The sequence below is a fragment of the Nanhaiella sioensis genome (genome assembly GCF_046557775.1).
In the GTDB taxonomy this organism is placed as follows: Bacteria; Bacillota; Bacilli; order Bacillales; family SM2101; genus Nanhaiella; species Nanhaiella sioensis.
The window spans coordinates 3,844,947-3,870,569 of record NZ_JBKAEG010000001.1; the positions used below are offsets into that span (position 1 = coordinate 3,844,947).

General features: G+C 36.3%; 23 protein-coding genes. 22 read left to right on the forward strand and 1 reads right to left on the reverse strand.

What is annotated here, in order from left to right; all coding sequences use genetic code 11:
- The first annotated feature begins 95 nt into the window (after nucleotides 1-95).
- From V1503_RS17940 to spoVM, 16 genes are all read left to right on the forward strand, one after another.
- Nucleotides 96-2,768, forward strand: a complete 2,673-nt coding sequence (locus V1503_RS17940) for a calcium-translocating P-type ATPase, SERCA-type (protein ID WP_410628573.1) — start codon at nucleotides 96-98, stop codon at nucleotides 2,766-2,768.
- Between the two features lie 156 nt (nucleotides 2,769-2,924).
- A complete protein-coding gene (locus tag V1503_RS17945) occupies nucleotides 2,925-3,800 on the forward strand; it encodes a YicC/YloC family endoribonuclease (protein ID WP_320258963.1) in 876 nt (291 codons plus the stop codon).
- A gap of 65 nt (nucleotides 3,801-3,865) precedes the next feature.
- Complete coding sequence (remA, locus tag V1503_RS17950) at nucleotides 3,866-4,129, forward strand: extracellular matrix/biofilm regulator RemA (RefSeq protein ID WP_214482632.1); 264 nt, start codon at nucleotides 3,866-3,868, stop codon at nucleotides 4,127-4,129.
- A gap of 15 nt (nucleotides 4,130-4,144) precedes the next feature.
- Nucleotides 4,145-4,759: a guanylate kinase gene (gene gmk / locus V1503_RS17955; protein WP_214482633.1), complete on the forward strand. Its 615-nt coding sequence runs from the start codon at nucleotides 4,145-4,147 to the stop codon at nucleotides 4,757-4,759.
- A 4-nt stretch (nucleotides 4,760-4,763) separates the two neighbouring features.
- A complete protein-coding gene (rpoZ, locus tag V1503_RS17960; RefSeq protein ID WP_214482777.1) occupies nucleotides 4,764-4,958 on the forward strand; it encodes a DNA-directed RNA polymerase subunit omega in 195 nt (64 codons plus the stop codon).
- 601 nt (nucleotides 4,959-5,559) lie between these two features.
- Nucleotides 5,560-6,765 carry a bifunctional phosphopantothenoylcysteine decarboxylase/phosphopantothenate--cysteine ligase CoaBC gene (gene coaBC / locus V1503_RS17965; protein WP_410628574.1) on the forward strand — a complete coding sequence of 402 codons (1,206 nt, stop codon included), beginning with the start codon at nucleotides 5,560-5,562 and terminating at the stop codon, nucleotides 6,763-6,765.
- Nucleotides 6,762-9,173 carry a primosomal protein N' gene (priA, locus tag V1503_RS17970; RefSeq protein ID WP_410628575.1) on the forward strand — a complete coding sequence of 804 codons (2,412 nt, stop codon included), beginning with the start codon at nucleotides 6,762-6,764 and terminating at the stop codon, nucleotides 9,171-9,173. Before coaBC ends, priA begins: the two co-directional genes overlap by 4 nt.
- A gap of 120 nt (nucleotides 9,174-9,293) precedes the next feature.
- Entirely contained in the window at nucleotides 9,294-10,253 is a 960-nt protein-coding gene (fmt, locus tag V1503_RS17975; protein ID WP_410629466.1) for a methionyl-tRNA formyltransferase, read from the forward strand.
- Entirely contained in the window at nucleotides 10,240-11,583 is a 1,344-nt protein-coding gene (rsmB, locus tag V1503_RS17980; protein ID WP_410628576.1) for a 16S rRNA (cytosine(967)-C(5))-methyltransferase RsmB, read from the forward strand. Before fmt ends, rsmB begins: the two co-directional genes overlap by 14 nt.
- 5 nt (nucleotides 11,584-11,588) lie before the next feature.
- Entirely contained in the window at nucleotides 11,589-12,686 is a 1,098-nt protein-coding gene (rlmN, locus tag V1503_RS17985; RefSeq protein WP_410628577.1) for a dual-specificity RNA methyltransferase RlmN, read from the forward strand.
- A gap of 5 nt (nucleotides 12,687-12,691) precedes the next feature.
- Nucleotides 12,692-13,441 carry a Stp1/IreP family PP2C-type Ser/Thr phosphatase gene (locus V1503_RS17990; protein WP_410629467.1) on the forward strand — a complete coding sequence of 250 codons (750 nt, stop codon included), beginning with the start codon at nucleotides 12,692-12,694 and terminating at the stop codon, nucleotides 13,439-13,441.
- A 6-nt stretch (nucleotides 13,442-13,447) separates the two neighbouring features.
- A complete protein-coding gene (gene pknB / locus V1503_RS17995; RefSeq protein ID WP_410628578.1) occupies nucleotides 13,448-15,430 on the forward strand; it encodes a Stk1 family PASTA domain-containing Ser/Thr kinase in 1,983 nt (660 codons plus the stop codon).
- Between the two features lie 17 nt (nucleotides 15,431-15,447).
- Nucleotides 15,448-16,329 carry a ribosome small subunit-dependent GTPase A gene (gene rsgA, locus V1503_RS18000; RefSeq protein WP_214482639.1) on the forward strand — a complete coding sequence of 294 codons (882 nt, stop codon included), beginning with the start codon at nucleotides 15,448-15,450 and terminating at the stop codon, nucleotides 16,327-16,329.
- 3 nt (nucleotides 16,330-16,332) lie between these two features.
- A complete protein-coding gene (gene rpe, locus V1503_RS18005) occupies nucleotides 16,333-16,983 on the forward strand; it encodes a ribulose-phosphate 3-epimerase (protein ID WP_410628579.1) in 651 nt (216 codons plus the stop codon).
- Between the two features lie 265 nt (nucleotides 16,984-17,248).
- Entirely contained in the window at nucleotides 17,249-17,890 is a 642-nt protein-coding gene (locus V1503_RS18010; protein WP_214482641.1) for a thiamine diphosphokinase, read from the forward strand.
- A gap of 132 nt (nucleotides 17,891-18,022) precedes the next feature.
- Nucleotides 18,023-18,106: a stage V sporulation protein SpoVM gene (gene spoVM, locus V1503_RS18015; protein WP_214482780.1), complete on the forward strand. Its 84-nt coding sequence runs from the start codon at nucleotides 18,023-18,025 to the stop codon at nucleotides 18,104-18,106.
- Between the two features lie 60 nt (nucleotides 18,107-18,166).
- On the opposite strand, the gene rpmB is transcribed toward spoVM, so the two are convergent.
- Nucleotides 18,167-18,355: a 50S ribosomal protein L28 gene (gene rpmB / locus V1503_RS18020; RefSeq protein ID WP_214482642.1), complete on the reverse strand. Its 189-nt coding sequence runs from the start codon at nucleotides 18,353-18,355 to the stop codon at nucleotides 18,167-18,169.
- Between the two features lie 258 nt (nucleotides 18,356-18,613).
- Between rpmB and V1503_RS18025 the strand changes: the two genes are divergently transcribed.
- The 6 genes from V1503_RS18025 (at nucleotide 18,614) to fapR (ending at nucleotide 25,618) form a co-directional block, all read left to right on the forward strand.
- Entirely contained in the window at nucleotides 18,614-18,976 is a 363-nt protein-coding gene (locus tag V1503_RS18025; protein ID WP_320208655.1) for an Asp23/Gls24 family envelope stress response protein, read from the forward strand.
- A 15-nt stretch (nucleotides 18,977-18,991) separates the two neighbouring features.
- Entirely contained in the window at nucleotides 18,992-20,662 is a 1,671-nt protein-coding gene (locus V1503_RS18030; RefSeq protein ID WP_410628580.1) for a DAK2 domain-containing protein, read from the forward strand.
- A gap of 669 nt (nucleotides 20,663-21,331) precedes the next feature.
- Nucleotides 21,332-21,994 (forward strand): L-serine ammonia-lyase, iron-sulfur-dependent subunit beta, encoded by a 663-nt coding sequence (gene sdaAB, locus V1503_RS18035; protein WP_214482645.1) that lies wholly within the window; start codon nucleotides 21,332-21,334, stop codon nucleotides 21,992-21,994.
- Between the two features lie 40 nt (nucleotides 21,995-22,034).
- On the forward strand, nucleotides 22,035-22,922 hold the full coding sequence (gene sdaAA / locus V1503_RS18040) for an L-serine ammonia-lyase, iron-sulfur-dependent, subunit alpha (protein WP_410628581.1): 888 nt from the start codon (nucleotides 22,035-22,037) through the stop codon (nucleotides 22,920-22,922).
- Nucleotides 22,915-24,963 (forward strand): ATP-dependent DNA helicase RecG, encoded by a 2,049-nt coding sequence (recG, locus tag V1503_RS18045; RefSeq protein WP_410628582.1) that lies wholly within the window; start codon nucleotides 22,915-22,917, stop codon nucleotides 24,961-24,963. Before sdaAA ends, recG begins: the two co-directional genes overlap by 8 nt.
- A gap of 88 nt (nucleotides 24,964-25,051) precedes the next feature.
- Entirely contained in the window at nucleotides 25,052-25,618 is a 567-nt protein-coding gene (gene fapR, locus V1503_RS18050; RefSeq protein ID WP_214482648.1) for a transcription factor FapR, read from the forward strand.
- The last annotated feature ends 5 nt before the right edge of the window (nucleotides 25,619-25,623 follow it).

Consider the following 25,623-nt stretch of genomic DNA (forward strand, 5'->3'; position numbering starts at 1 on the left):
TAACATGAAAAGTATAGCATTTTTTTGGACAAGTGCGAATAAGCTGTCCTTAGAGATAATTGAAATAACCGTATAGTATAAGGGGTGAAGGTTGGATGAACTGGCATGAAATGCGCTTAGAAGAAGTGGAAAAAGTGATGAATTCCAACTCTGAAACAGGCTTAACTGAGCAAGAAGTAAATCAACGGCAACAAAAAAGTGGTTTGAATGAATTGGATGAAGCCGAGCGACCTTCTGCTTTTTTATTGTTTTTAGCACAATTTAAAGATTTTATGGTTTTAATACTTTTGATTGCTACTTTTATCTCTGGATTGTTAGGTGAGTATATTGATGCCATTGCAATCATTGCTATTGTCTTAATTAATGGTTTTCTTGGTTATTATCAAGAAAGAAGAGCAGAGAGGTCAATGGAGGCACTGAAGGAGTTAGCAGCCCCACAAGTACATGTGTTAAGAAATAAACAATGGTGTCGAATTCCATCTAAGGAACTTGTGTCAGGGGATATAATCCAATTTGTTAGCGGAGATCGGATTGGTGCCGATGTCAGGTTATTACAATCAAACAGTCTTGAAATAGAGGAATCTGCTCTAACTGGAGAATCTGTACCAGTTATGAAGGATATAAATCCAATTTTAGGTTCAAAAACTGCACTAGGTGACAAAAGCAACATGGCATTTATGGGAACGATGGTAACAAGGGGCAGTGGAACTGGCATTGTAATTGGTACTGGAATGAAAACAGAAATGGGGAAGATTGCCAATTTACTCCAGTCGCAACAAACGCTTGAAACACCATTGCAACGCCGCCTTGAACAATTAGGAAAAATCTTAATTGGTGTTGCATTAATATTAACTTTTCTTGTTGTAATTGTTGGTGTGCTTCAAGGGCACGATCTATACAGTATGTTTTTGGCTGGAGTATCCTTAGCTGTAGCTGCTATTCCAGAAGGACTACCTGCAATCGTAACTGTAGCATTATCTCTTGGGGTTCAACGGATGATAAAGCAGAAATCAATTGTACGTAAACTACCTGCAATTGAAACTTTAGGGTGTGCATCAGTCATTTGCTCAGACAAAACTGGAACGTTAACACAAAATAAAATGACAGTTACACATTTGTGGACAGGTGGGGGAACCTGGAATGTAACAGGGACAGGATATGAGCCTAAAGGCAGTTTTTTTGATGGGGATACAGAGGTAGACCCAACAACCAGCAAATCATTTTATCAACTACTTACGTTCGGATTATTATGTAATCATGCTCAAATTAATGAGAAGGATAATCAATTTATTGTTGATGGTGATCCAACTGAAGGTGCTTTAGCTGTAGCTGCGATGAAAGGGAAGCTTTCAAAGCACCAACTACAAGAAGAGTTTAAGATAATTAAAGAGTTCCCATTTGATTCTTCTCGGAAAATGATGTCTATTATTGCTAGTGATAAACAAGGAAAACAATATGTAATCACAAAAGGTGCTCCTGACGTCCTGTTAAAACAATGTGATTCAATTTTGTGGAATGATAAAAAACAGCTACTAAATAACAATTATCGTAATGAAGTGGAAAAGTCGATAGCGCGTTTAGCCAATCAAGCTTTAAGAACAATTGCGATAGCTTACAAGCCAATCCCTTCAAATAACAAAATAAGTATGGAGACTGAAGCGGAAAAAGACTTAGTTTTCATAGGGTTACAAGGAATGATTGATCCACCTCGTCCGGAAGTGAAGCAGGCTGTGAAGGAATGTCATGAAGCAGGGATCAAAACAATTATGATTACAGGGGATCATGTAAATACTGCACAAGCGATCGCAAAACAGATTAATATTTTACCTGAGCATGGTTTAGTCCTCGATGGCTCATCATTATCATCTATGAGCGTTGAAGAATTAGAAGAAATTGTTGATGATGTCTATGTTTTTGCTCGTGTATCTCCTGAGCATAAGCTGAAGATAGTCAAAGCGTTACAACAACAAGGTCACATTGTAGCTATGACCGGTGATGGAGTAAATGATGCACCAGCAATTAAAGCGGCCGATATTGGAATATCGATGGGTATTACCGGCACAGATGTAGCTAAAGAATCCTCCTCTTTAGTTCTCGTTGATGATAACTTTGCAACGATTAAAGCTGCGATAAAAGAAGGAAGAAATATTTATGAGAACATTAGGAAGTTTATACGTTATCTACTAGCTTCCAATGTAGGGGAAATTTTAGTTATGCTTTTTGCTATGATTTTAGCCCTTCCGCTACCGTTAGTTCCGATACAAATTTTATGGGTTAATTTAGTAACGGACGGCTTACCAGCTATGGCGCTCGGATTAGATCAGCCTGAAGAAAATGTGATGAAAAGGAGACCTAGAAGTGCTACTGAAGGTGTCTTTGCAAGAGGTTTAGCATGGAAGGTGATTAGTAGAGGCTTTTTAATTGGGATAGTTACTTTAATAGCATTTATCATCACATATTCCCGTAATCCAAATGAATTACAATATGCACAATCAATTGCTTTTGCAACGTTAGTCATGGCTCAATTAATTCATGTATTTGATTGTCGTTCTGAACGATCAATATTTGAACGGAAGCCATTTGAAAACATTTATCTAGTGTTTGCAGTACTATCTTCAATTTTACTATTAATGGTTGTTATCTATTTACCATCTCTACAAGTCATTTTTCACACTTCCTCAATCATGTTAATCGATTGGTTGCTAATTTTAGGATTATCTGCAATTCCAACTTTTTTACTTGCTACTACACATTTTTCAAGAAAATAATTTAATTATATGATATAATACAATTGGTAATGGAGTGTACTCTATTACCTTTTTATCTTAATGCGTGAATCTATATGTGTAAAATAGTGGAATAGAGGCTAGCTCTACCATTAAACTTTGCTTAGACAAGTTCTCTTGAAATGGGTGTGTGTTTATATGGTATACAGTATGACTGGCTTTGGAAGAGCGACAGTTGAGTTGGAGCATTATTCTGTAACTGTTGAAATGAAATCAGTAAATCATCGGTTTAGTGATGTTAGCATTAAAGGGCCAAAATACATATATGCATTAGAAAAAAAAATTAAAAAATTAATTTCTACATATGTAAAACGTGGTCGTATAGAAGTATTTATTACTATAGAAGGTGATGAATTAGTAGAGCGGTCGCTTCAAGTTGACTGGCATTTACTAGATCAATATTACGAAACGATTAAAACTGCAATAGATAAATATAAGCTTCCAGAGCAAATAACGATAAAGCAATTGTTTTCATTACATGATGTCGTCATGATTAAAGAAAAAGACGGTGGAAATGAACAAATTGAGAACACAGTACTTGAAGCGATTGAGGATGCTGTAGTACAGTTGAAAAGAACACGTTATTCCGAAGGACAGCAACTGCTAATTGATATATCAACTCAATTAGAAAAAATGCAAAATAGCGTGAATGTCGTTTCAAAAAGATCAGAAATTGTGTATGATTTATACCGAGAAAAAATAACGAAACGTATTTCTGAATTTTTATCAGGTACAGTCGATGAACAGCGACTACTAACTGAAGTTGCTATTTTCGCCGATAAAGCGGATATTAATGAAGAATTAACACGAATTAATAGCCATATTAGCCATTTTTTCGACACGATGCAACGTAAGCAAGAAATTGGCAGGAAACTAGATTTTTTCGTGCAAGAATTAAATCGTGAGATAAATACAATTGGCTCAAAAGCAAATGACGTATTAATTGCTCAGCATGTTGTTGAAATGAAAAGCTTTCTGGAAAAAATAAAGGAGCAAGTACAAAACATTGAATAAGTTTCAGTGGTTACAGCAGAGCTATGACGGCTAAACTAATTAAGTAACATATAGGAGGAACCGTTATGTATATAAAATTAATTAATATAGGTTTCGGTAACATCGTTTCAGCAAATCGTATCATTTCTATTGTCAGCCCTGAATCTGCTCCTATAAAAAGGATTATTCAAGAAGCTCGTGATCGTGGAAAGCTTATTGATGCAACTTACGGTAGAAGAACGAGAGCTGTCCTTGTGATGGATAGCGAACATGTTATTCTTTCTGCGGTGCAGCCTGAGACAGTGGCACAACGTTTAATAAACAAGGATGATTTATCTGATGAAGGGTAGGTTCAAAAATAAGTTATGAAAGAAAGAGGTTTATTAATAGTACTTTCGGGACCTTCTGGTGTTGGAAAAGGTACAGTACGTAAGGCATTATTTTCACAATCTGATATAAAGTTACATTATTCAATTTCAATGACTACCCGTAAGCCGCGTGAAGGGGAAGTCGATGGGGTGGATTACTTTTTTAAATCAAGAGAAGAGTTTGAATCGTTAATAGCACAATCTAAACTGCTCGAATGGGCAGAGTTTGTAGGGAATTACTATGGAACTCCTGTAGATTATGTTGAAAAGACTCTTCAAGAAGGTAAGGATGTCTTTTTAGAAATTGAAGTTCAAGGTGCTATGCAGGTTCGTAAAGCATTTCCTGAGGGCTTGTTTATTTTCCTTATGCCTCCGAGTTTAACTGAATTAGAAAATAGAATTACTACTCGAGGTACTGAATCAAATGAGGTAATTAATAATCGAATGAACGCTGCTAGGCAAGAAATTGAAATGATGAACGCTTACGACTACGTTGTAGAAAACGATGAGGTTGAACTAGCGTGTGAACGCATAAAAGCAATCGTTACGGCAGAACATTGTCGCAGAGATAGAATTGCTAACCGATATAGAAAAATGCTGGAGGTTGAATAAAAAAATGTTATATCCATCTATTGATTCTTTAATGGGGAAGTTACATTCAAAATATACCCTTGTAACTGTTGCGTCAAAGAGGGCTCGTGATATGCAAGAAAATAATAATGCAATGCTTGAAAAGACGGTATCAGAGAAATATGTAGGTAAGGCGCTAGAAGAAATAAATGAAGGTATTCTAACATATAAGAATAAATAAGAAATTTCAAATAGATCAATGACAACCTATATTCTTAGGTTGTTTTTTTATCAACAATAGTTTTTCATACATTTTTTATTTTTATCTTAGCTTTTTTAAGAGCTTAACATGAATATGGCTAACGATCGTGGCATCTTTTCTTCAGTACAACGATGACTCATAAAACCACTTTTAGAATGCCAATTTGGTAACATTAGTACAAAATATATGAAAAGAGCCTTTTTAAATGGCTTTTTTCAACATTGATTGTTTTTTCGTATTAAGAGCTTAACACTTAAATAGATAGCATTCGTGGCATCTTTTCTTCAATACAACGATGACCTACACATAAACCACTTTTTAGAATGCCAATTTGGTAATATTAGTACAAAGTATATGAAAAGAGCCTTTTTAAATGGCTTTTTTCAACATTGATTGTTTTTCGTATTAAGAGCTTAACACTTATATAGATAGCATTCGTGGCATCTTTTCTTCAATACAACGATGACCTACACATAAACCACTTTTTAGAATGCCAATTTGGTAATATTAGTACAAAGTACAAAAAAAAGAGCCTTTTTAAATACAGAAATAGTAATTTCATTCCAAGGTGGCGAGAATTATGTTGTTAAATAAAAATATATTGTTATGTGTGAGTGGAGGCATTGCTGTGTATAAAGCAGCGGCTTTAGCTAGTAAGCTGACTCAAGCTGAGGCAAATGTAAAAGTTATAATGACAGAATCTGCTTGTGAATTTGTAACACCACTGACATTTCAGGCACTTACTAGAAATGATGTATATATTGACACTTTTGATGAAAAAAACCCGTCTAAGATTTCTCATATTGATGTAGCTGATTGGGCTGACATCGTCTTAATTGCTCCCGCTACGGCAAATGTTATCGGCAAACTTGCAAATGGGATAGCTGATGATATGTTAACTACTACGTTATTAGCAACCACTGTGCCAGTGTGGGTTGCTCCAGCTATGAATGTCCATATGTATGATCATCCAGCTGTAACACAAAATATTAGCAAGTTAGCAAGCTTTGGATATGAATTTATTGAGCCTAGTGAAGGATATTTAGCGTGTGGATACGTTGGAAAAGGAAGGTTAGAAGAACCGGAAAATATCGTTAAACTATTAACTGAACATTTTTCTAACAGTAAAAAGCCTTTAAAAGGGAAAAAAATGATTGTGACTGCTGGACCAACACGGGAAAGAATTGACCCGGTACGTTATTTCACAAATTACTCTTCTGGGAAAATGGGTTATGCAATTGCTGAAGAAGCAGCTCGTTTAGGTGCAGACGTCGTTTTAATATCTGGACCTACAAACATTGATCCACCGTTAAATGTTGAAACCATAAAAGTAGAATCTGCTCAAGATATGTTGAATGAGATACTGAAATTATATGATCAAAGTGATATTGTCGTTAAATGTGCAGCTGTAGCAGATTATCGTCCAAAGAATGAGCGGAAGCAGAAAATAAAAAAACAACCTGATGATTACATTGTTGAAATGGAACGTACAACAGATATCTTAAAAACATTAGGTGAAAGAAAAGAGCATCAATTACTAATTGGCTTTGCAGCTGAAACCGATCGTGTTGAAGAGTATGCCCTAGCCAAGATGAAGAAAAAGAATCTAGATATGATCGTAGCGAATAAGGTTGATGATCACGGTGCTGGTTTTGGTGTAGATACGAATATCGTCACAATTTATAAACAAGATCATACGAAAATAGCGCTCCCTTTATTAACTAAAAAAGAGGTTGCTGAATCTTTATTATTAGAAATAAGAAACATGGTTGATGTTCATCTATGAAAATAGCAAGCGTAATTGTTGATGTTCCAGCACATCAAACTGACAAAACATTTGATTATGAAATCCCTGCTAAATGGACTGTGATTATTCAAGCAGGGATGAGAGTGATTGTTCCGTTCGGCTCAAGAAAGGTACAAGGTTTTGTAGTAGAAATAAAAAACCACTCAGACTTTGATAAATTAAAGCCTATTCAAACAATATTAGACGTTACGCCAGTGTTGAATAATGAGTTACTTAATTTGGGGTCTTGGTTATCGAATTATGCACTTTGTTATACTATTTCAGCTTATCAAGCAATGCTCCCAGCAGCGTTGAGGGCAAAATATGATAAAGAAATAAAGTTGAGCTCGTCAGCAAGCTTAAAGGACTTACCAAACCAATTACAACAATTGTTTAGCAGCAAACAGACAGTGCTATGGAAAGAACTTGAACAATCAGATATATTGTATGATATTCAAAATGAAGTGCGGCAAGGTAATTTAGAAGTGATTTATCAAGTCAAAGATCGTGCCAAAATGAAAAAAAACAAAGTAATTAGCTTGGGAATCTCTATTGATGAAATTGATCGCATTGTAGAGAGTTTACCAAAGCAAGCTGGTAAGCAAAAGGAAATACTCAGCTATTTTCGTGAACATTCTTTTGAGATCTCCAAAAAGGAGCTAGCTCAAATGTTTGGGAACACTTCTGCTATTAAATCATTATTGGATAAAAGCTTCCTAATCGAGCGTGAAAAAGAAGTGTATCGAAATCCGTTTGAAGGTCGTGTATTTGAGAGAACTCATCCATTACCATTAACAAATGAACAACAGGAAGTCATTTCACCAATATTAAGTGAAATTGAAAAAGAAATTCATAGTGTTTTTTTAATGTACGGTGTAACGGGTAGTGGAAAAACTGAAGTATATTTGCAATCAATTGATGCAGTTCTTAAAAAAGGGAAAGAAGCAATCGTATTAGTTCCTGAAATATCATTAACCCCTCAAATGGTAAAAAGGTTTAAAGGAAGATTTGGATCAAAAGTTGCTGTTATGCACAGTGGTTTAAGCACGGGTGAAAAATACGATGAATGGAGAAAAATACAAAGGAATGAAGTGAGCGTTGTAGTTGGAGCAAGGTCTGCGATCTTTGCACCATTTGATAATGTAGGAATTATCATTATTGATGAGGAACATGAAACGAGTTATAAACAAGAGGAAAACCCTAGGTATCATGCTCGAGATGTTGCAATTTATCGAGGTGAGTATCATAATTGTCCAGTTGTGCTTGGCAGTGCAACGCCGACGTTAGAATCATTTGCTAGAGCCAAAAAAGATGTGTATAAACTATTAACACTGTCTAAACGTATGAACGACCAACCATTGCCAACAGTAGATATCGTTGACATGCGAGAAGAGCTTAGGAGTGGGAATAGATCAATGTTCTCTACCCTATTATTTGAGAGATTAATGAATCGGATTGAAAAGGGAGAACAAGCTGTGTTACTGCTGAACAAACGTGGCTATTCTTCTTTTGTCATGTGCCGTGATTGTGGTTTTGTCGTCCAATGTCCACATTGTGATATATCTCTCACGTACCATAGAACTGAACATCAGCTGAAATGTCATTATTGTGGATACGAACAACAAGCTGTTAATGAATGTCCCGAATGTCAAAGTGATCATATACGTTTTTTTGGAACGGGTACACAAAAAGTCGAGGAAGAATTAACTAAAGTAATTCCGAATGCACGAGTAATTAGAATGGATGTTGATACAACGAGTCGTAAGGGTGCGCACGAGCGTTTATTAAATGACTTTGGTGAAGGGAAAGCAGATATTTTGTTAGGTACACAAATGATAGCTAAAGGGCTTGATTTCCCAAATGTTACATTGGTTGGTGTACTAACAGCAGATACAATACTTCATATTCCAGATTTTCGTTCATCTGAAAAGACTTTCCAATTATTAACCCAAGTGAGTGGTCGAGCAGGTCGACATGAATTACCAGGTGAAGTCGTTATTCAAACATACACACCTGAGCATTATAGTATTCAATTAGCAAGTGAACATAATTATGATATTTTTTATCAAAAGGAAATGGTTCTTAGAAAGCTTCATCAATACCCACCATTCTATTATCTTGCATTAATTACAGTTTCACATGCACAATTATTAAAAGTCGTAGATATAACTGAAAAAATTACTGCATATTTAAGACAACAGTTAAGTGACCGAACAATCATATATGGTCCTGTAGCATCACCGGTGGCGCGAGTAAATAATAGATATCGATACCAATGCATGGTAAAATACAAAAATGAACCCAAACTAAGATTAGCTTTAAAGAAAATAATAGATAAATACCAAGTAGAGATGCTTAGAAATAACTTATCTGTTGCTATTGATTTAAATCCACACATACTCATGTGATTAAATACAGAAGAAATTTAAAGTTAACGTATGGACTAGTAAAGTAAGAACGTATAATGAATGGTAATAGGTCATGAAATGGTTACGGACTTATTTATTCTATAGAAGGGCAGGATGAGCATGACAAGAGTAGTATTTATGGGAACTCCAGATTTTTCTGTTCCCGTATTGCAACAATTAATTAATGATGGATACGACGTAATAGCAGTTGTAACACAACCAGATCGTCCGAAAGGAAGAAAGAGAGTTTTGACCCCACCCCCTGTGAAGGTGGAAGCTGAAAAGCATGGCATACCCATTTTACAACCAGAAAGGCTTAGTTTAAAAGATGAGTATGATAAGGTGCTCAGTTTACAACCAGATTTAATTGTGACGGCAGCTTTCGGTCAACTTTTACCGATAGAAATACTAGAAGCTCCTAAGTTTGGCTGTATTAATGTTCATGCTTCACTACTTCCTGAACTTAGGGGTGGTGCACCAATCCATTATGCTATTATGGAAGGAAAAAAGAAAACTGGGATTACGATCATGTATATGGAAAAGAAGCTTGATGCTGGAGACATTATTACTCAAGTAGAGGTTCCAATAGCAGAAACTGATCATGTAGGTACATTACATGATAAGTTAAGTGTTGCTGGTGCTAAGCTATTATCAGAAACAGTTCCATTGTTACTAAACAATGAGATTAAAGCAACAAAACAACATGAAGACGAAGTTACTTTTGCTTATAATATTAAGCGTGAACAAGAAAAAATAGATTGGTCTAGACCTGGAGATGCAATTTATAATCAGATTCGTGGCCTTCACCCATGGCCTGTAGCATATACAATGCTAGATGGACAGGTAATGAAAGTTTGGTGGGGAGAAAAGTTGAGTACACATAATGATCACGTAGCTGGAACAATCACCTCTATTGAACAGGATGGTTTTATCGTATCCACTGGCGATGATACTAGTATAAAAATTACTGAGCTACAGCCAGCAGGCAAGAAGCGCATGACTGCTGAAGAATATTTACGTGGCATGGGTTCTTTATTGCAAGTTGGTGTACAATTAGGAGAAGGACATGAAAAAAAGTAATGTAAGAAATGTTGCACTTGATATACTACTTTCTATAGAAAAAAATCAATCGTATAGCAATATTTTATTAAATCGTATGATAGAAAAAAATCACCTAAATAGCAAAGACATCGGTCTTCTTACAGAAATAGTTTACGGGACGATTCAACGAAAAATGACGCTTGATTATTTTTTACGTCCGTTTACACAATCTAAACGTAAGATAGAAAAGTGGGTATACATCCTTTTAAGAATATCTGCTTATCAAATGGTATACCTTGACCGTGTCCCTGACCGCGCGATCATTTTTGAAGCAGTAGAAATTGCCAAGCAACGGGGGCATAAAGGTATTTCTTCAATGGTAAACGGGGTTTTAAGAGCATTTCAACGGGAAGGAGCTCCTTCCTTCGCAGAAATTACGGACCCTTATGAGCGTCTAGCTATTGAAACGAGTCACCCTAAATGGCTCATCAAACGCTGGATTGACCAATTAGGTTATGAAGCTACTAAACAAATGTGTGAAGTAAATTTGATGCCTCCAGTTCAAACTGTTAGAGTGAATACGAATAAGTTGACGAAAGACGAGCTGTTAGCCCATCTAAATAATGAAGGATATGACGTTGTACAAGGTGATCTGTCAGACGATGCAATAAAAAGTATGAAAGGAAATCTTGCGAAAACAACAGCCTTCCAAGAAGGTTTGTTTACCGTCCAAGATGAAAGCTCTATGCTTGTAGCTAAATCTTTAAATGTAAAGGAGCAGAACACTATTCTTGATGCGTGTAGTGCGCCAGGGGGGAAGGCTACACATATAGCGGAACTATTAAAAAATACAGGACGAGTTGTGTCGATTGATCTTCATAAACATAAGGTGAAGCTTGTTCAAGAGCAGGTAGATAGGTTAGAGCTGTCAAATGTTGAAACAAATGTGCTTGATAGCAGAGAAGTTCAGCAATATTATGCGCAAGAAAGCTTTGATAGAATTCTTGTTGATGCACCTTGTTCGGGGCTAGGAGTTGTTAGAAGAAAACCGGACATCAAGTATGCCAAGACAGAGGAAGATGTATTGAAGTTAGCGGAAATCCAAATGAGTATTTTAAAAGCTGTAGCACCTTTATTAAAAAAAGATGGGATATTGGTATATAGTACATGTACAATAGATAAAGCTGAAAATAGCGATGTCATCAATAAGTTCTTACTAGAACATGAAGATTATGAACAGGATTTAACAATTAATGAGAGGCTCCCAGAAAATGTACGTCCATATGTTCAAAATGGACAGCTTCAGCTTTTGCCTCATTATTTTAAAACAGATGGTTTTTATATAGCATGTTTAAGAAAGCGGGTGTAATGTAAATGGAAGATACAACAAAAACAGAACAAAAGAACAATACAACTAATGATGAGATTAAACCTTCTATTTACTCGTTGAAATTAGAAGAATTACAAAGCTGGCTCAAGTCGAATGGTGAAAAGTCTTATAGAGCTAAACAGGTTTTTGAATGGCTTTATATAAAAAGGGTTGATTCATTCGATGATATGACCAACTTATCAAAAAGTTTGAGAGAATTATTGGTGCAACATTTTTCGATCACTACTCTAAAAACGATTATTCAACAAACATCATCGGATGGAACGATGAAGTTTTTATTCGAATTGTATGATGGTTACTCAATAGAAACCGTGTTAATGACGCATAATTATGGAAATTCTGTTTGTGTAACTACACAGGTTGGATGTCGAATAGGTTGCACATTTTGTGCATCAACTTTAGGTGGTCTAAAACGAAATCTTACTGCCGGCGAAATCGTTGCACAAGTTGTAACAGTTCAAAAGGCGTTAGATGAATTAAATGAACGTGTCAGTCATGTTGTGATAATGGGTATTGGTGAACCATTTGATAATTATGATCAAATGCTATCCTTTCTAAAAATTATCAATGATGATGCAGGTTTAAACATAGGTGCGAGACACATTACAGTTTCAACGAGTGGTATTATTCCTAAAATTTATCAATTTGCAGATGAGAACATGCAAATTAATTTTGCTATATCACTACATGCACCAAATTCAGATATAAGAAGTAATTTAATGCCTATTAATAGGGCTTATAAATTGCCGGAATTAATGGATGCGGTACGTTATTATATTGACAAAACGGGAAGGCGTGTATCATTTGAATATGGTTTGTTTGGTGGGGTCAATGATCAAGTTGAACACGCAGAAGAGTTGGCCAAGCTGATAAAAGGAATTAACTGTCATGTGAACTTAATTCCAGTTAACTATGTGCCAGAACGCGATTATGTACGCACGCCGAAAAATCAAATATTTGCTTTTGAGAAAACGTTGAAGAAACGTGGAATCAATGTAACGATCAGACGTGAACATGGACATGATATCGATGCAGCCTGTGGTCAATTACGTGCAAAGGAACGTAAAGAGGAGACGAGGTGAACGTTGTGAATTCAGTATTTCTCACAGACAAGGGGAAAGTTCGTCCTCATAACGAGGATAATGGTGGGATATTCAAAAATCAACATGGAGATCTTCTTGTAATCGTAGCAGACGGTATGGGAGGTCATAGAGCAGGTGATGTTGCCAGTGAAATGACGAGTAATCAATTACGAGATTTTTGGGAGAACAATGAACGTATCAACACACCAGAAGAAGCTGAGAAGTGGATGATGGAGCATGTCGTGAAAGTGAACGAAGCCCTGTTTAAACATGCTCATGACAATCCTCACTGTAATGGAATGGGTACAACTTTAGTCGTAGCATTATGCACATCTAACTTTACAACAGTTGGGCATATTGGTGATAGTCGTTGTTACCTTCTAAATGATACGGGCTTTTCTCAGCTTACAGAAGACCATTCTTTAGTTAACGAATTGGTCCGTTCAGGTCAAATCACCAAAGAAGACGCAGAACATCATCCAAGAAAAAATGTTTTACTTAGAGCGTTAGGAACTGAGGAGGATATCAAACTCGACATAAAGACCATTATTTTAGAAGAGGATGATATACTCCTATTATGCTCCGATGGACTATCTAATAAAATATCAGAAGATGAATTTACCTCGACATTACAGTCTGACCTTTCGTTAAGTGAGAAAGCTCATGCATTCATCGATCTTGCTAACGAGCATGGGGGCGAGGACAATATAACGCTTTCGATCATCGAATATACATCGGAATATGAGAGCAGGTGATCTAAAATGTTAATTGGAAAACGTCTAAATGATAGATATGATATTGTTGAGGTGGTCGGTGGAGGGGGAATGGCTAACGTTTACCTTGCCAAAGATATGATTCTTGACAGGGAGGTTGCCATCAAGGTTTTGCGCTTAGATTTTTCTCATGATGAGGATTTCATAAGACGCTTTCGACGAGAAGCCCAAGCTGCAACGAGCTTATCCCACCCTAATATAGTGACGATTTATGATGTGGGAGAAGAGGATAATATTTATTACATTGTTATGGAGTATGTACGTGGAAAAACATTGAAGCAATATATTCAAGCATACGCTCCTTTGTCAGTGCAGGAAACTTTAAATATTATGGAACAATTGACATCAGCAATTTCTCACGCTCACCAAAACCAAATCGTTCACCGAGACATTAAACCACAAAATATATTAGTTAACAATAACGGAACAGTGAAAATTACGGACTTCGGTATAGCAATGGCATTAAGCTCAACTACGATTACACATACTAATTCTGTATTAGGTTCTGTTCATTATTTATCTCCTGAACAAGCGCGTGGTGGTTTGGCGAATAAAAAATCTGATATCTATTCATTAGGTATTGTCATGTTTGAATTGTTGACCGGAGAAATACCATTCTCTGGCGAGTCTGTAGTGTCTATCGCACTAAAACATTTACAATCAGAAACACCATCACCAAAAAGGTGGAATCCTGACATCCCTCAAAGTGTAGAAAATATTATTTTAAAATCTACTGCAAAAGATACATTGCATAGGTATGATTCTGTAGACGACATGGAAGCTGATATAAGATCAGCTCTTGATCCGCAGAAAATGACAGAAGAAAAATTCACACTGCCTGTTGAAGATGATGAGGTTACGAAAGCGATTCCGGTGTTAACTAACGAGAAGTTGTTAGCTAATGAAAAAACAAAGGTACAAGAGCCACAACAGCCATCATCTGAGGAAACAAAACAACTTAAAAAAAACAAGCGAAAAAGACTTCCTATGATTATTACTACGACGTTTTTTATGTTAGTCATTGCGGCGGTCTTAGCTGTGACCCTTATTCCTTCTTTATTAACACCAGATGATGTTGCAGTACCCGACGTTAAAAATATGGAGTACGATGAAGCTGTAAAAAAGCTTGAAGCATTAGATCTTGTTATTACAAAAACAATAGATCAAACAAGTGATGAAGTCATTGAAAGCCTTGTTATTAAGACTGATCCTGAAGACGGTGCTATGGTAAAACCTGGTGCAGGAATAAATATTTATAGAAGCAGTGGGAAAGAAAAATTTGAGTTTGGTGATTATATAGGGGACGATTACAACAGAACAAAAGACCAATTGCAAGAAAAACATAATTTTACAGATGTTACTAAAAGGGAACAGTCAAGTGATGAATATGATGCTGGAATAATCATTGATCAATCCCCAGATCCGGATTCCCTTGTCATACCGGATGAGCAGGAAGTAATTTTTACTGTCAGTAAGGGACCCGAAAAAATAATATTGAAGGATTTGACTCTAAGATCACAAAAAGGAGTCAACGACTATGCTGAAGAAACAGGTTTAAATATTAAAATAGAAGATGAATTTGATGATGAAGTCGCAAAAGGTTTGGTTTTTAAACAATCACCACAAGAAGGTACAGAGTTAGATAAAGGTGCTGAAGTGATAGTTTATTTATCAAAGGGCAAAGAGGAAGAACCAGAAGAACCAGAAGAGACCATAAAGACGCTTGAACAAACTTTTATAATACCTTTTGAGCCTAAATATGACGGAGATACATTTAATGAAATCGTTATTTATATTGACGATGCGGAAAGATATATAAATGAGGTATACGATAAATTCGATATAACTGAAACGATTGATAAAAAAATTGAGTTTATTATAGAGAAAGGCGGCAAAGCAGAATATAAAATTTTGCGTGATAAAATAATTCTTTATGAAGAAACGATTCGATACAAAGATATTCAAGACTAGATAGTAGGAGTGAGTCAATGCTAGAAGGTAAAATCATCAAAGCTTTGAGTGGGTTTTATTACGTGTATAACGATGGACAAACGGTTCAATGTCGAGGTAGAGGTGTATTTCGAAAAAAAAATATTACACCACTAGTTGGTGATCAAGTTGTCTATCAAGCAGATAATGATCAAGAAGGATATATATTGGACATTAAGGAACGGAAAAATGAATTAAACCGTCCGCCAATTGCTAATGTTGATCAGGCAATCTTAGTATTTTCTGCATTTGAGCCTGCTTTTAGCACAGCATTACTAGATCGTTTTTTAGTATTGATAGAGTCAAAGAATATTGAGCCGCTTATTTGTATAAGTAAAATTGATTTAGCCAGTGAGACATTGATTCAAGAAATTCACCAATATGCTGATGATTATCGCCAAATTGGATATGAAGTAGTTTTGACATCGTCGATTACAACGGAAGGTATTCAAAAGCTCACACCTTTCTTGAATAACCATATTTCTGTTTTTGCAGGCCAATCTGGTGTTGGGAAATCTTCATTACTCAATGCACTCAGGCCAGAGTTGGAATTAAAGACAGACGATATTTCTTCACATCTAGGGAGAGGAAAACATACGACGCGTCATGTGGAGTTATTATCCATCGGTAATGGGTTAGTCGCCGATACCCCAGGATTTAGTTCTTTGGATTTTACCGATATTGAAGCGAATGAGCTTTCTTATTGTTTCCCCGAGATGAGCGACATAAGTTCACGTTGTAAATTTCGGGGATGCACTCATGTATCGGAACCTAAGTGTGCTGTAAAAGATGCTGTAAAATCCGGTACTATAGCTTCTTATCGATATGATCACTATATTCATTTTTTACAAGAAATTAATGATAGAAAGCCGAGGTATTAATGTATGATAAAGGTAGCACCTTCAGTATTAGCAGCAGATTTTTCACGATTAGCGGATGAAATAACAGATGTGGTTGAAGGAGGCGCTGATTATATTCATATTGATGTGATGGACGGGCATTTTGTCCCAAACATTACGATAGGCCCTCTAATCGTTGATGCGATTCGTCCAATTACAAATATACCGCTAGATGTTCATCTAATGATTGAGAATCCAGATACATACATTCCATTGTTCGCAAAGGCAGGAGCTGATATTATTTCAGTTCACGTAGAAGCATGTCCTCATTTGCATAGGACCATTCACCTTATTAAAGAACACGGCGTGAAGGCTGGTGTAGTCCTTAATCCATCAACTCCAGTTGAATCAATTCAACATATTCTAGAAGATATTGATTTAGTATTACTAATGACAGTGAACCCAGGTTTTGGAGGTCAACAATTTATACGTTCAGTTGTTCCGAAAATAGAAGCAGTATCAAAGATGATACAAGATAAAAGGTTACAAGTTGAAATTGAGGTTGACGGTGGTGTAAATGTTGAAACAGCCCCAATATGCGTAGAAGCAGGAGCAAACGTCTTAGTGGCTGGATCTGCAGTGTATAATAAACAAAATCGTAAAGAGGCTATTAAGAGTATCCGAGGGATAAACTAAACTCTCTTAATGGTAGCTTACATACGAACTTGAAAGGATATCTTTGGTGATATCCTTTTTTTACGTAGGCTACGGAATTCTGCGAGTTATCCTAAAAACATAAACACATTTTCAGATCAATTTCGTGGTACTCTTTCTTCGATAAAACAATGGTAATCGAATAAACAACAATAGATAGCTAAAATAATGTTGTAACAATAGTAACAAAGTTTATTAAAAGAGCTTTTACAAATATAACGTAATATAAAGATAGGTGATGGTAGGAATGATCATAAATATTGTAGGTGGAGGTCCTGTTCGTTATGTTCCGTCACTTCAGCAGTATAACTGTGAAGAGTGCTTATGGGTTGGTGCTGACAGAGGTGTGTTATATTTAATCCATTCAGATATTGTTCCGAGACATGCATTTGGAGACTTTGATTCTATTACAGCAGATGAGATGAGGTATATTGAACAACAGCTAAAACACGTTCATATATTTCCGGAAGAAAAAGATTTAACTGATATAGAAATTGCTCTTCAATGGGCTTTAGCACAACAACCAACAACCATTCAACTGTTTGGCTGTTCTGGGGGGAGATTAGATCATCTGTTAGGCAATATACAGCTTCTCGTGAATGGACTGGCAAAAGACGTACAAATTCATTTAATTGATACCCAAAATATTGTGACGATGTATGAACCAGGTTCATACTCTGTAAAAAAACATGAAAGTTATCGTTACATATCTTTTCTTCCTTTTTCTAAAGAAATAGAGCAACTATCATTATCTGGGTTTAAATATCCATTAGAAAATTGTCATATTAAATTAGGGTCGACATTATGTATTAGTAATGAACTAAATGATGATCGAGGTACTTTTTCATTTACTAGTGGCATATTATTGATGGTAAGAAGCACAGACTGATACCGCTAATGAGAGTGTTAATAGGTACTTTTTTTGCATTCTTGAATATACTTATAGAGGAAATTATACAGAAAAATTACAGGCTTATTGAATCGAAATGTCATGCGTGGACCATTGGTGAGGAGGGAAACAATGAAATTTTATACGATTAAATTACCGAGATTTTTAGGTGGAATTATTAGAGCAATGCTTGGGACTTTTAAGAAAAAGGAATAGTAAAAAAAGCACCGATAGTCAGGTGCTTTTTTTACTGATGCAAACGGTTAATATACTTTATTAAACGCGTTCTACCTTACCAGATTTTAGAGCTCTAGCAGATACATATACACGTTTAGGTTTTCCGTCAACTAAAATACGTACTTTTTGAAGGTTCGCACCCCATTTGCGCTTTGTAGCGTTCATTGCATGGGAACGTGCATTACCTGAACGAGTCTTTCTACCAGTAACAACACATTTACGTGCCATGTCTATCTCCCTCCTAACTTCCATAAAGCTTTCAAAAAGACTTCAATATTTGCTATAAGAAATACTTATATAATTTACCACACATCAATTCATATTGCAACAGTTCAATATGAAGCTTTCAAGAAAATCTACTTGACAGATACGTATTGGGGCAGATTATAATTAGCCGTCGGCTAATTTACAGTATTACTTTTAAAAAAATTGTTATTATAGTAAAATGACCTTAATCAGGTGTACAATTCCAAAGGAGGAACGTTTATGTCCATTGAACTAAAAACAAAATACGGGCAGATTGAAATCTTGAACGATGTGGTTGCAACGATTGCTGGCGGAGCTGCAATAGACTGCTACGGGATAGTTGGTATGGCATCAAAGAATCAAATTAAAGATGGCTTAACGGACATATTACGCAAAGATAATTTTACTAAGGGAGTCATTGTTCGACAAGAGGATGATAACCTTCAGATCGATATGTATATTATAGTTGGTTATGGAACGAAGATTTCCGAGGTTGCAAATAATGTACAAACAAAAGTGAAATATACGTTAGATCAAACAATCGGACTAGCAGTAGATGCTGTAAATATTTATGTACAAGGAGTTCGTGTTACGAACGCATAGTAAGGAGGAAACATCTTGTCTTTAACGAAATTAAGTGGAGAACGTTTTATTAAAATGGTCATCCAGGGGTCTAAAAATTTAGCTAATCATTCAAAACTAGTGGATGCACTAAACGTTTTTCCTGTTCCAGACGGTGACACTGGAACTAATATGAATTTATCTATGTCGTCTGGAGCAAAGGAAGTTTCCAACGTTACTTCCGACCATATTGGGAAAGTAGGAAAATCGCTTTCAAAAGGTTTGTTAATGGGCGCGAGAGGTAATTCTGGTGTTATATTATCTCAGCTTTTTCGAGGATTCGCTACAGCGATAGAACATAAGGAAAGTATTAATAGCGTGGAGTTTGCTGAAGCGTTTGCCTCGGGAGTTAAAACTGCTTATAAATCTGTGATGAAGCCTGTTGAAGGGACGATCTTAACAGTCGCAAAGGATGCTGCAAATCGAGGACTTTCAGCTGCTGAACATGAAACAGATATAATCCTGTTAATGGAAGAGATTGTGAAGGAAGCGAGATCTTCTCTTAGTAGAACGCCTGAATTGTTACCAGTATTAAAGGAAGTTGGGGTTGTTGACAGTGGAGGTCAAGGCCTTGTTTTTGTGTATGAAGGTTTTTTGGCGGAACTTAAAGATGAAACAATTATACAATCATCTACCATCCCTACTATGACTGAATTAATTAACGCAGAACATCATAAAAGTATACAAAGCCATATGGATACAGAAGATATTGAATTTGGGTATTGTACAGAATTTATGGTGAAGTTTAGTGAAGACAACCAAGATACGCCATCTTTTTCTCAAGAGCAATTTCGTAATGATTTAAGTGCACATGGTGATTCATTATTAGTTGTTGCTGATGAAGAGGTTGTGAAGGTCCACATTCACACTGAAGAACCAGGAGAAGTACTGTCATATGGGAAACGATACGGCTCTTTAATTAATATGAAAATTGAAAACATGAGAGAGCAACATAGTAATATAGTTAACACTGCGGAAGAAATAATACAGCCAAGAGAGGTTGCTCAACAAAAGCCTTATGGAATTATTTCAGTAGCAATGGGGTCAGGAATTGCAGATTTATTTAAAAGCATTGGCGCACATTCTGTCATTGAGGGCGGACAAACGATGAATCCGAGTACTGAAGACTTTGTTAATGCGATAAATGAAGTAAATGCCGATAATATTATTATTCTACCGAATAATAAAAATATCATCTTAGCTGCTCAACAAGCAGCTACAGTTGTTGAAGGAAATGTAGTAGTCATTCCGTCTAAAACAGTACCTCAAGGTATGGTTTCATTACTGGCTTTTAACCCTACAATCGAATTAACTCAAAATGAACAGTTAATGACAGATGCACTAAGTGGTGTGAAAACTGGACAAGTTACTTATGCCATTCGTGATACGAATATTGATGGCTTAGATATATCCAAAAACGATTTTATGGGAATAAATGATGGCAAGATTGATGTAACGAATGAAGACAAAGTAGCTGTTGCGAAAGAATTGCTCGACAATATGATAGATGAAGATGATGAAATTATCACGATTCTCTTCGGTGAAGGTGCTGCTGAAGACGAAGTAGAGGAGCTTGTCTCTTATATAGAAGCTCAGCATTCAGAAATTGAAGTTGAAGTGCATAATGGGAAGCAGCCTCTTTATTCATTTGTTTTTGCTATAGAATAAATGGCGTAGGTTAACAAATTATATCATTCATATACGCTCTTTCATTTTAATCTAGCTGATATTCTTCATCGCTAGAGTTTCTTCACCCATTCTCCAAAGATAAAGTCTTAGGTGAATGGGTGAAGCACTTATAATAGATAAAGCACTAATAAGCAGCTACGTAATTATTATCGGCTGTTTTTACTTTGAATGTTTATTCATAGGCTGTTTTCGCATAGCTTGTTACTTTTCGTTTTAAAACGTATACGCTCGTAATCATCTAGCTTTTGTGGCATCTTTTCTGCTTTTAGAATGATGTTGAGCTCTCATAACATTGATTATATTGTCCAATTTTAGTAAAAATAGCAACCGTGTTTACAAAAAGAACTTTGTATAATTAGAAATTAACACGCATACAACTAGAATTCGGTGCATCCTTCGTGATAAGTGTTCTGGTAAACCACATCTTTATCCTCAATTATAGGAACAAGTATACGAATAGAACCTTATAATAATTAAAGGTGTTGCACTAGCTATGTTGTCTAGCACAGATGCTAATCCCATCGAGGTTGCTTCATCAATGCACTCGACATCAGAAAGCGCATTCATTGAAACGGCACCAGTATTGTCTTCTGGAAGCTACTTGTCTTTAGTGTATCTCAAATATGTTAATAAAGGGAGAAGTTTATTGTGAAATATAAAAGTGTATTTGATATTATTGGTCCTATTATGATTGGTCCATCAAGTTCACACACTGCAGGTGCTGCGAGAATAGGTAAAGTTGCGCGAAGTCTATTTGGGCGTCAGCCTAAATGGGCAAAAATATCTTTTTATGGGTCTTTTGCTGAAACGTATAAAGGACATGGTACTGACATTGCACTTGTTGGTGGATTGCTCGACTTTGAAACAGATGATGAACGAATTAAATCGTCGCTAGATATTGCCAATCAGTTAGGCATAAATATTATTTTCCGAAGAGCAGAAGCTATTACTGACCACCCTAATACTGCTAGGGTACGTATAGGAGATGATGATGGAGAATTAGAGCTAGTTGGTATATCCATCGGCGGTGGGAAAATTGAAATTATTGAACTAAATGGATTTGAACTTAAGCTATCTGGTCATCATCCAGCCATACTCATTGCTCATAATGACAAATTTGGAGCGATAGCTGCTGTTGCCAACGTATTAGCAAAATTTAAGATTAACGTTGGACATATGGAAGTTTCACGTAAAGAAAAAGGCAAGCTTGCATTAATGACAATCGAACTAGATCAAAATATTGAGCAATTTGTTTTAGATGAGCTTGATTCACTTCCGAATATATTACAAGTGACGAAAATCGTAGATTAAGAAAAGTATGTCCAGCTAAGTATATAAGGGGGAAACCTAAATGTTTCGTAACGTAGCTGAGTTAATTGAGTTAGCGAATGAGAAGAACGTAAAAATTTCTGAAGTGATGATTCAGCAAGAGATGGAAGTAAAGCAAAAGAGTCGTTCAGAAATACTCAATCAAATGGAAAAAAATTTAGAGGTTATGGAAAAAGCAGTTGAGAAGGGTCTTTCAGGAGTAAAATCATTTTCTGGATTAACAGGCGGAGACGCATTGTTATTACAATCATATATACAAAAAGGAAATTTCTTATCAGGAGAAACGATTTTGGATGCAGTAAGTAAAGCAGTAGCGACAAACGAAGTTAATGCTGCAATGGGAACGATATGTGCTACACCAACTGCTGGTTCAGCAGGAGTTGTACCAGGCACACTCTTTGCTGTCAAAAATAAGCTAAATCCATCTAGGGAACAGATGGTAGAGTTTTTATTCACTTCAGGAGCTTTCGGTTTTGTAGTAGCTAACAATGCATCAATTTCAGGTGCTGCAGGTGGATGTCAAGCTGAGGTGGGTTCAGCCGCAGGAATGGCAGCAGCAGCAATCGTTGAAATGGCAGGGGGAACACCTAGTCAATCAGCAGAGGCGATGGCTATTACGTTAAAGAATATGCTCGGCTTAGTTTGTGACCCAGTTGCAGGGTTAGTAGAAGTTCCTTGTGTGAAAAGAAATGCCATGGGGGCTGCAAATGCAATGGTTGCAGCAGATATGGCATTAGCAGGTATAACGAGTCGAATCCCTTGTGATGAAGTAATAGATGCTATGTATCAAATTGGTCAAAATATGCCAACTTCATTAAAAGAAACAGCGCGAGGAGGGTTAGCGGCAACGCCAACTGGTAAAGAGCTTGAACAAAAAATATTTGGCGTTTCGCTAGGTACAAGTGAGTAAGGAAATAACAGACTTAGTAACTTCAATTAAAGGGATTGGTGAAGAAACAGCACTATCATTAAATGATATGGGTATCCAAACCGTGTTAGATCTCCTTGAGTATTTTCCTTACAAATATGAAGACTATCAATTGAGGGATTTAGCTGATGTAAAACATGAAGAAAAAGTTACAGTGGAAGGGAAGGTCCATAGTGAACCTTCTCTAACTTATTATGGAAAAAAGAAATCTCGACTCACATTTCGTTTACTTGTCGGTAGGTATTTAATTACGGTAACCTGCTTTAATAGACCGTACTATAAAAAACAGCTGTCTATCAATGCAATCATCACCGTTACTGGCAAATGGGATCAGCACCGCCAAACAATAACAGTAAGCGAACTTTCTTTCTCACCTCATCAAAAAAATAGTGAGATAGAGCCAACCTACGCAATCAAAGGGAAGGTAACTGTTAAAGGAATGCGAAGATTTATGTCTTTAGCACTAAATCAATATAGCACATTAATTGAAGAAAGTTTGCCTAGCTCTTTACTACAAAAGTATCGATTAGTTGGTAAGAAAGATGCTATACAAGCGATTCACATACCTTTATCACATGAAGATCTAAAACAAGCAAGAAGAAGGTTTGTTTACGAAGAATTTTTACTATTTCAATTACAAATGCAAACACTTCGAAAGTTCGAGAGGGAACAATCTATAGGAGTAGTCATGGAATATTCAAGAAATGAGCTTGACAGCTTTATTGATCAATTACCTTTTCCACTAACTACTGCCCAAAATCGTGTCGTCCACGAAATTACAAGTGACTTAGCGACACCCTACCGTATGAACCGGTTATTACAAGGTGATGTTGGGTCTGGAAAGACTGTTGTAGCAGCGATTTCGCTATATGCAACTGTGTTGGCAGGCTATCAGGGAGCCTTGATGGTTCCAACAGAAATATTAGCAGAACAGCATGAATCCTCATTAAAGCAGTTATTTAGTTCTTTTCCAATGCGTATTGAGCTGTTAACTAGCTCTGTAAAAGGGAAAAAGCGTAGAGCAATAATTGACCAACTAACACGTGGTGAAATAGATATTATCGTCGGAACACATGCATTAATTCAAGATGAGATTTCATTTAATAAATTGGGTCTTGTTATTACTGATGAACAGCATCGTTTTGGTGTAGCACAACGTAGAACGTTAAGAGAAAAAGGTGAAAATGCTCATGTTCTATTTATGACTGCTACTCCTATCCCTCGAACTCTAGCAATCACGGTTTTTGGAGAAATGGATGTTTCAGTAATAGACGAAATGCCAGCTGGAAGAAAAGAAATAGAAACGTACTGGGCAAGACACGACATGCTTGAGAGAGTCCTTGAGTTCATGAGGCAAGAACTGATCAAAGGGAGACAAGCTTATATTATCTGTCCGCTCATTGAAGAGTCTGATAAATTGGACGTGCAAAATGCGATAGATGTCCATAGTATTTTGACGCAGTATTTTAGCAATCAATATAATATTGGACTAATGCATGGTAAACTTCCTTCTGCTGAAAAGGAAGCTGTCATGAGAGACTTTAGTACAAATAACGTTCAAGTGCTTGTTTCAACAACTGTTGTCGAAGTTGGAGTAAATGTTCCAAATGCCACATTTATGTTGATTTATGATGCAGATCGTTTCGGGTTGTCACAATTGCACCAGCTTCGAGGCCGGGTTGGTCGTGGTGAGAATCAGTCTTATTGCATATTACTAGCGGACCCGAAATCAGAAGTAGGTAAAGAACGAATGAACATCATGACAGAAACAAATGATGGATTTAAGCTATCTGAAAAGGACCTAGAACTTCGTGGACCTGGTGATTTCTTTGGTAAAAAGCAAAGTGGCGTGCCAGAGTTTAAAGTCGCAGATATGGTACATGATTATCGTGCATTGGAAGTAGCGAGAGATGATGCTGCTAAGCTCATTCATTCAACGGCATTTTGGCAAAATAATGAGTATGAAGCGCTAAGAAATTATTTACAACAAACCGGTGCTTTACATGGAGAAAAACTGGATTAATAACAGATTGTTTATTTGCAAATTGAAGTAATTAATTATATACTACTATTAGTACCTAGTCATAATAATACGGATGGTGTTTTCTCATATGCGTAAAAATAAAAAAGTACGACAGGAGCAATTACAACAGACAATAACTGAAAATCCATTCGTCACCGACGAAGAATTAGCAGTACAATTTTCTGTGAGCATCCAAACGATACGACTTGATAGAATGGAATTATCGATTCCTGAATTACGTGAGCGAATTAAATATGTTGCAGAAAAGAATTTTGATGAACAAGTTCGTTCGCTTCCGATTGAAGAGGTAATTGGAGAAATTGTAGATATTGTTCCTGATGAAAGTGCTATTTCAATATTTGATGTAGAAAAGGAACACGTTTTTAAAAGAAATAAGATAATGCGTGGTCATCATCTTTTTGCTCAAGCTAACTCCCTTGCGGTTGCAGTTATTAACGATGAACTAGCGTTAACAGCCCAGGCAACAATCCGTTTCATGCGTCAAGTAAAAGAAACTGAGCGCGTGATAGCTAAAGCCAAAGTTATAGGTTTGGATAAGAAGAAAGGGAGAACAATAGTAGAAGTAACTAGCTTTGTCGGAGCAGAAATGGTTTTTTCAGGGGAATTTGAGATGTATCGTTCAAAAAGTAATTAAAAGGT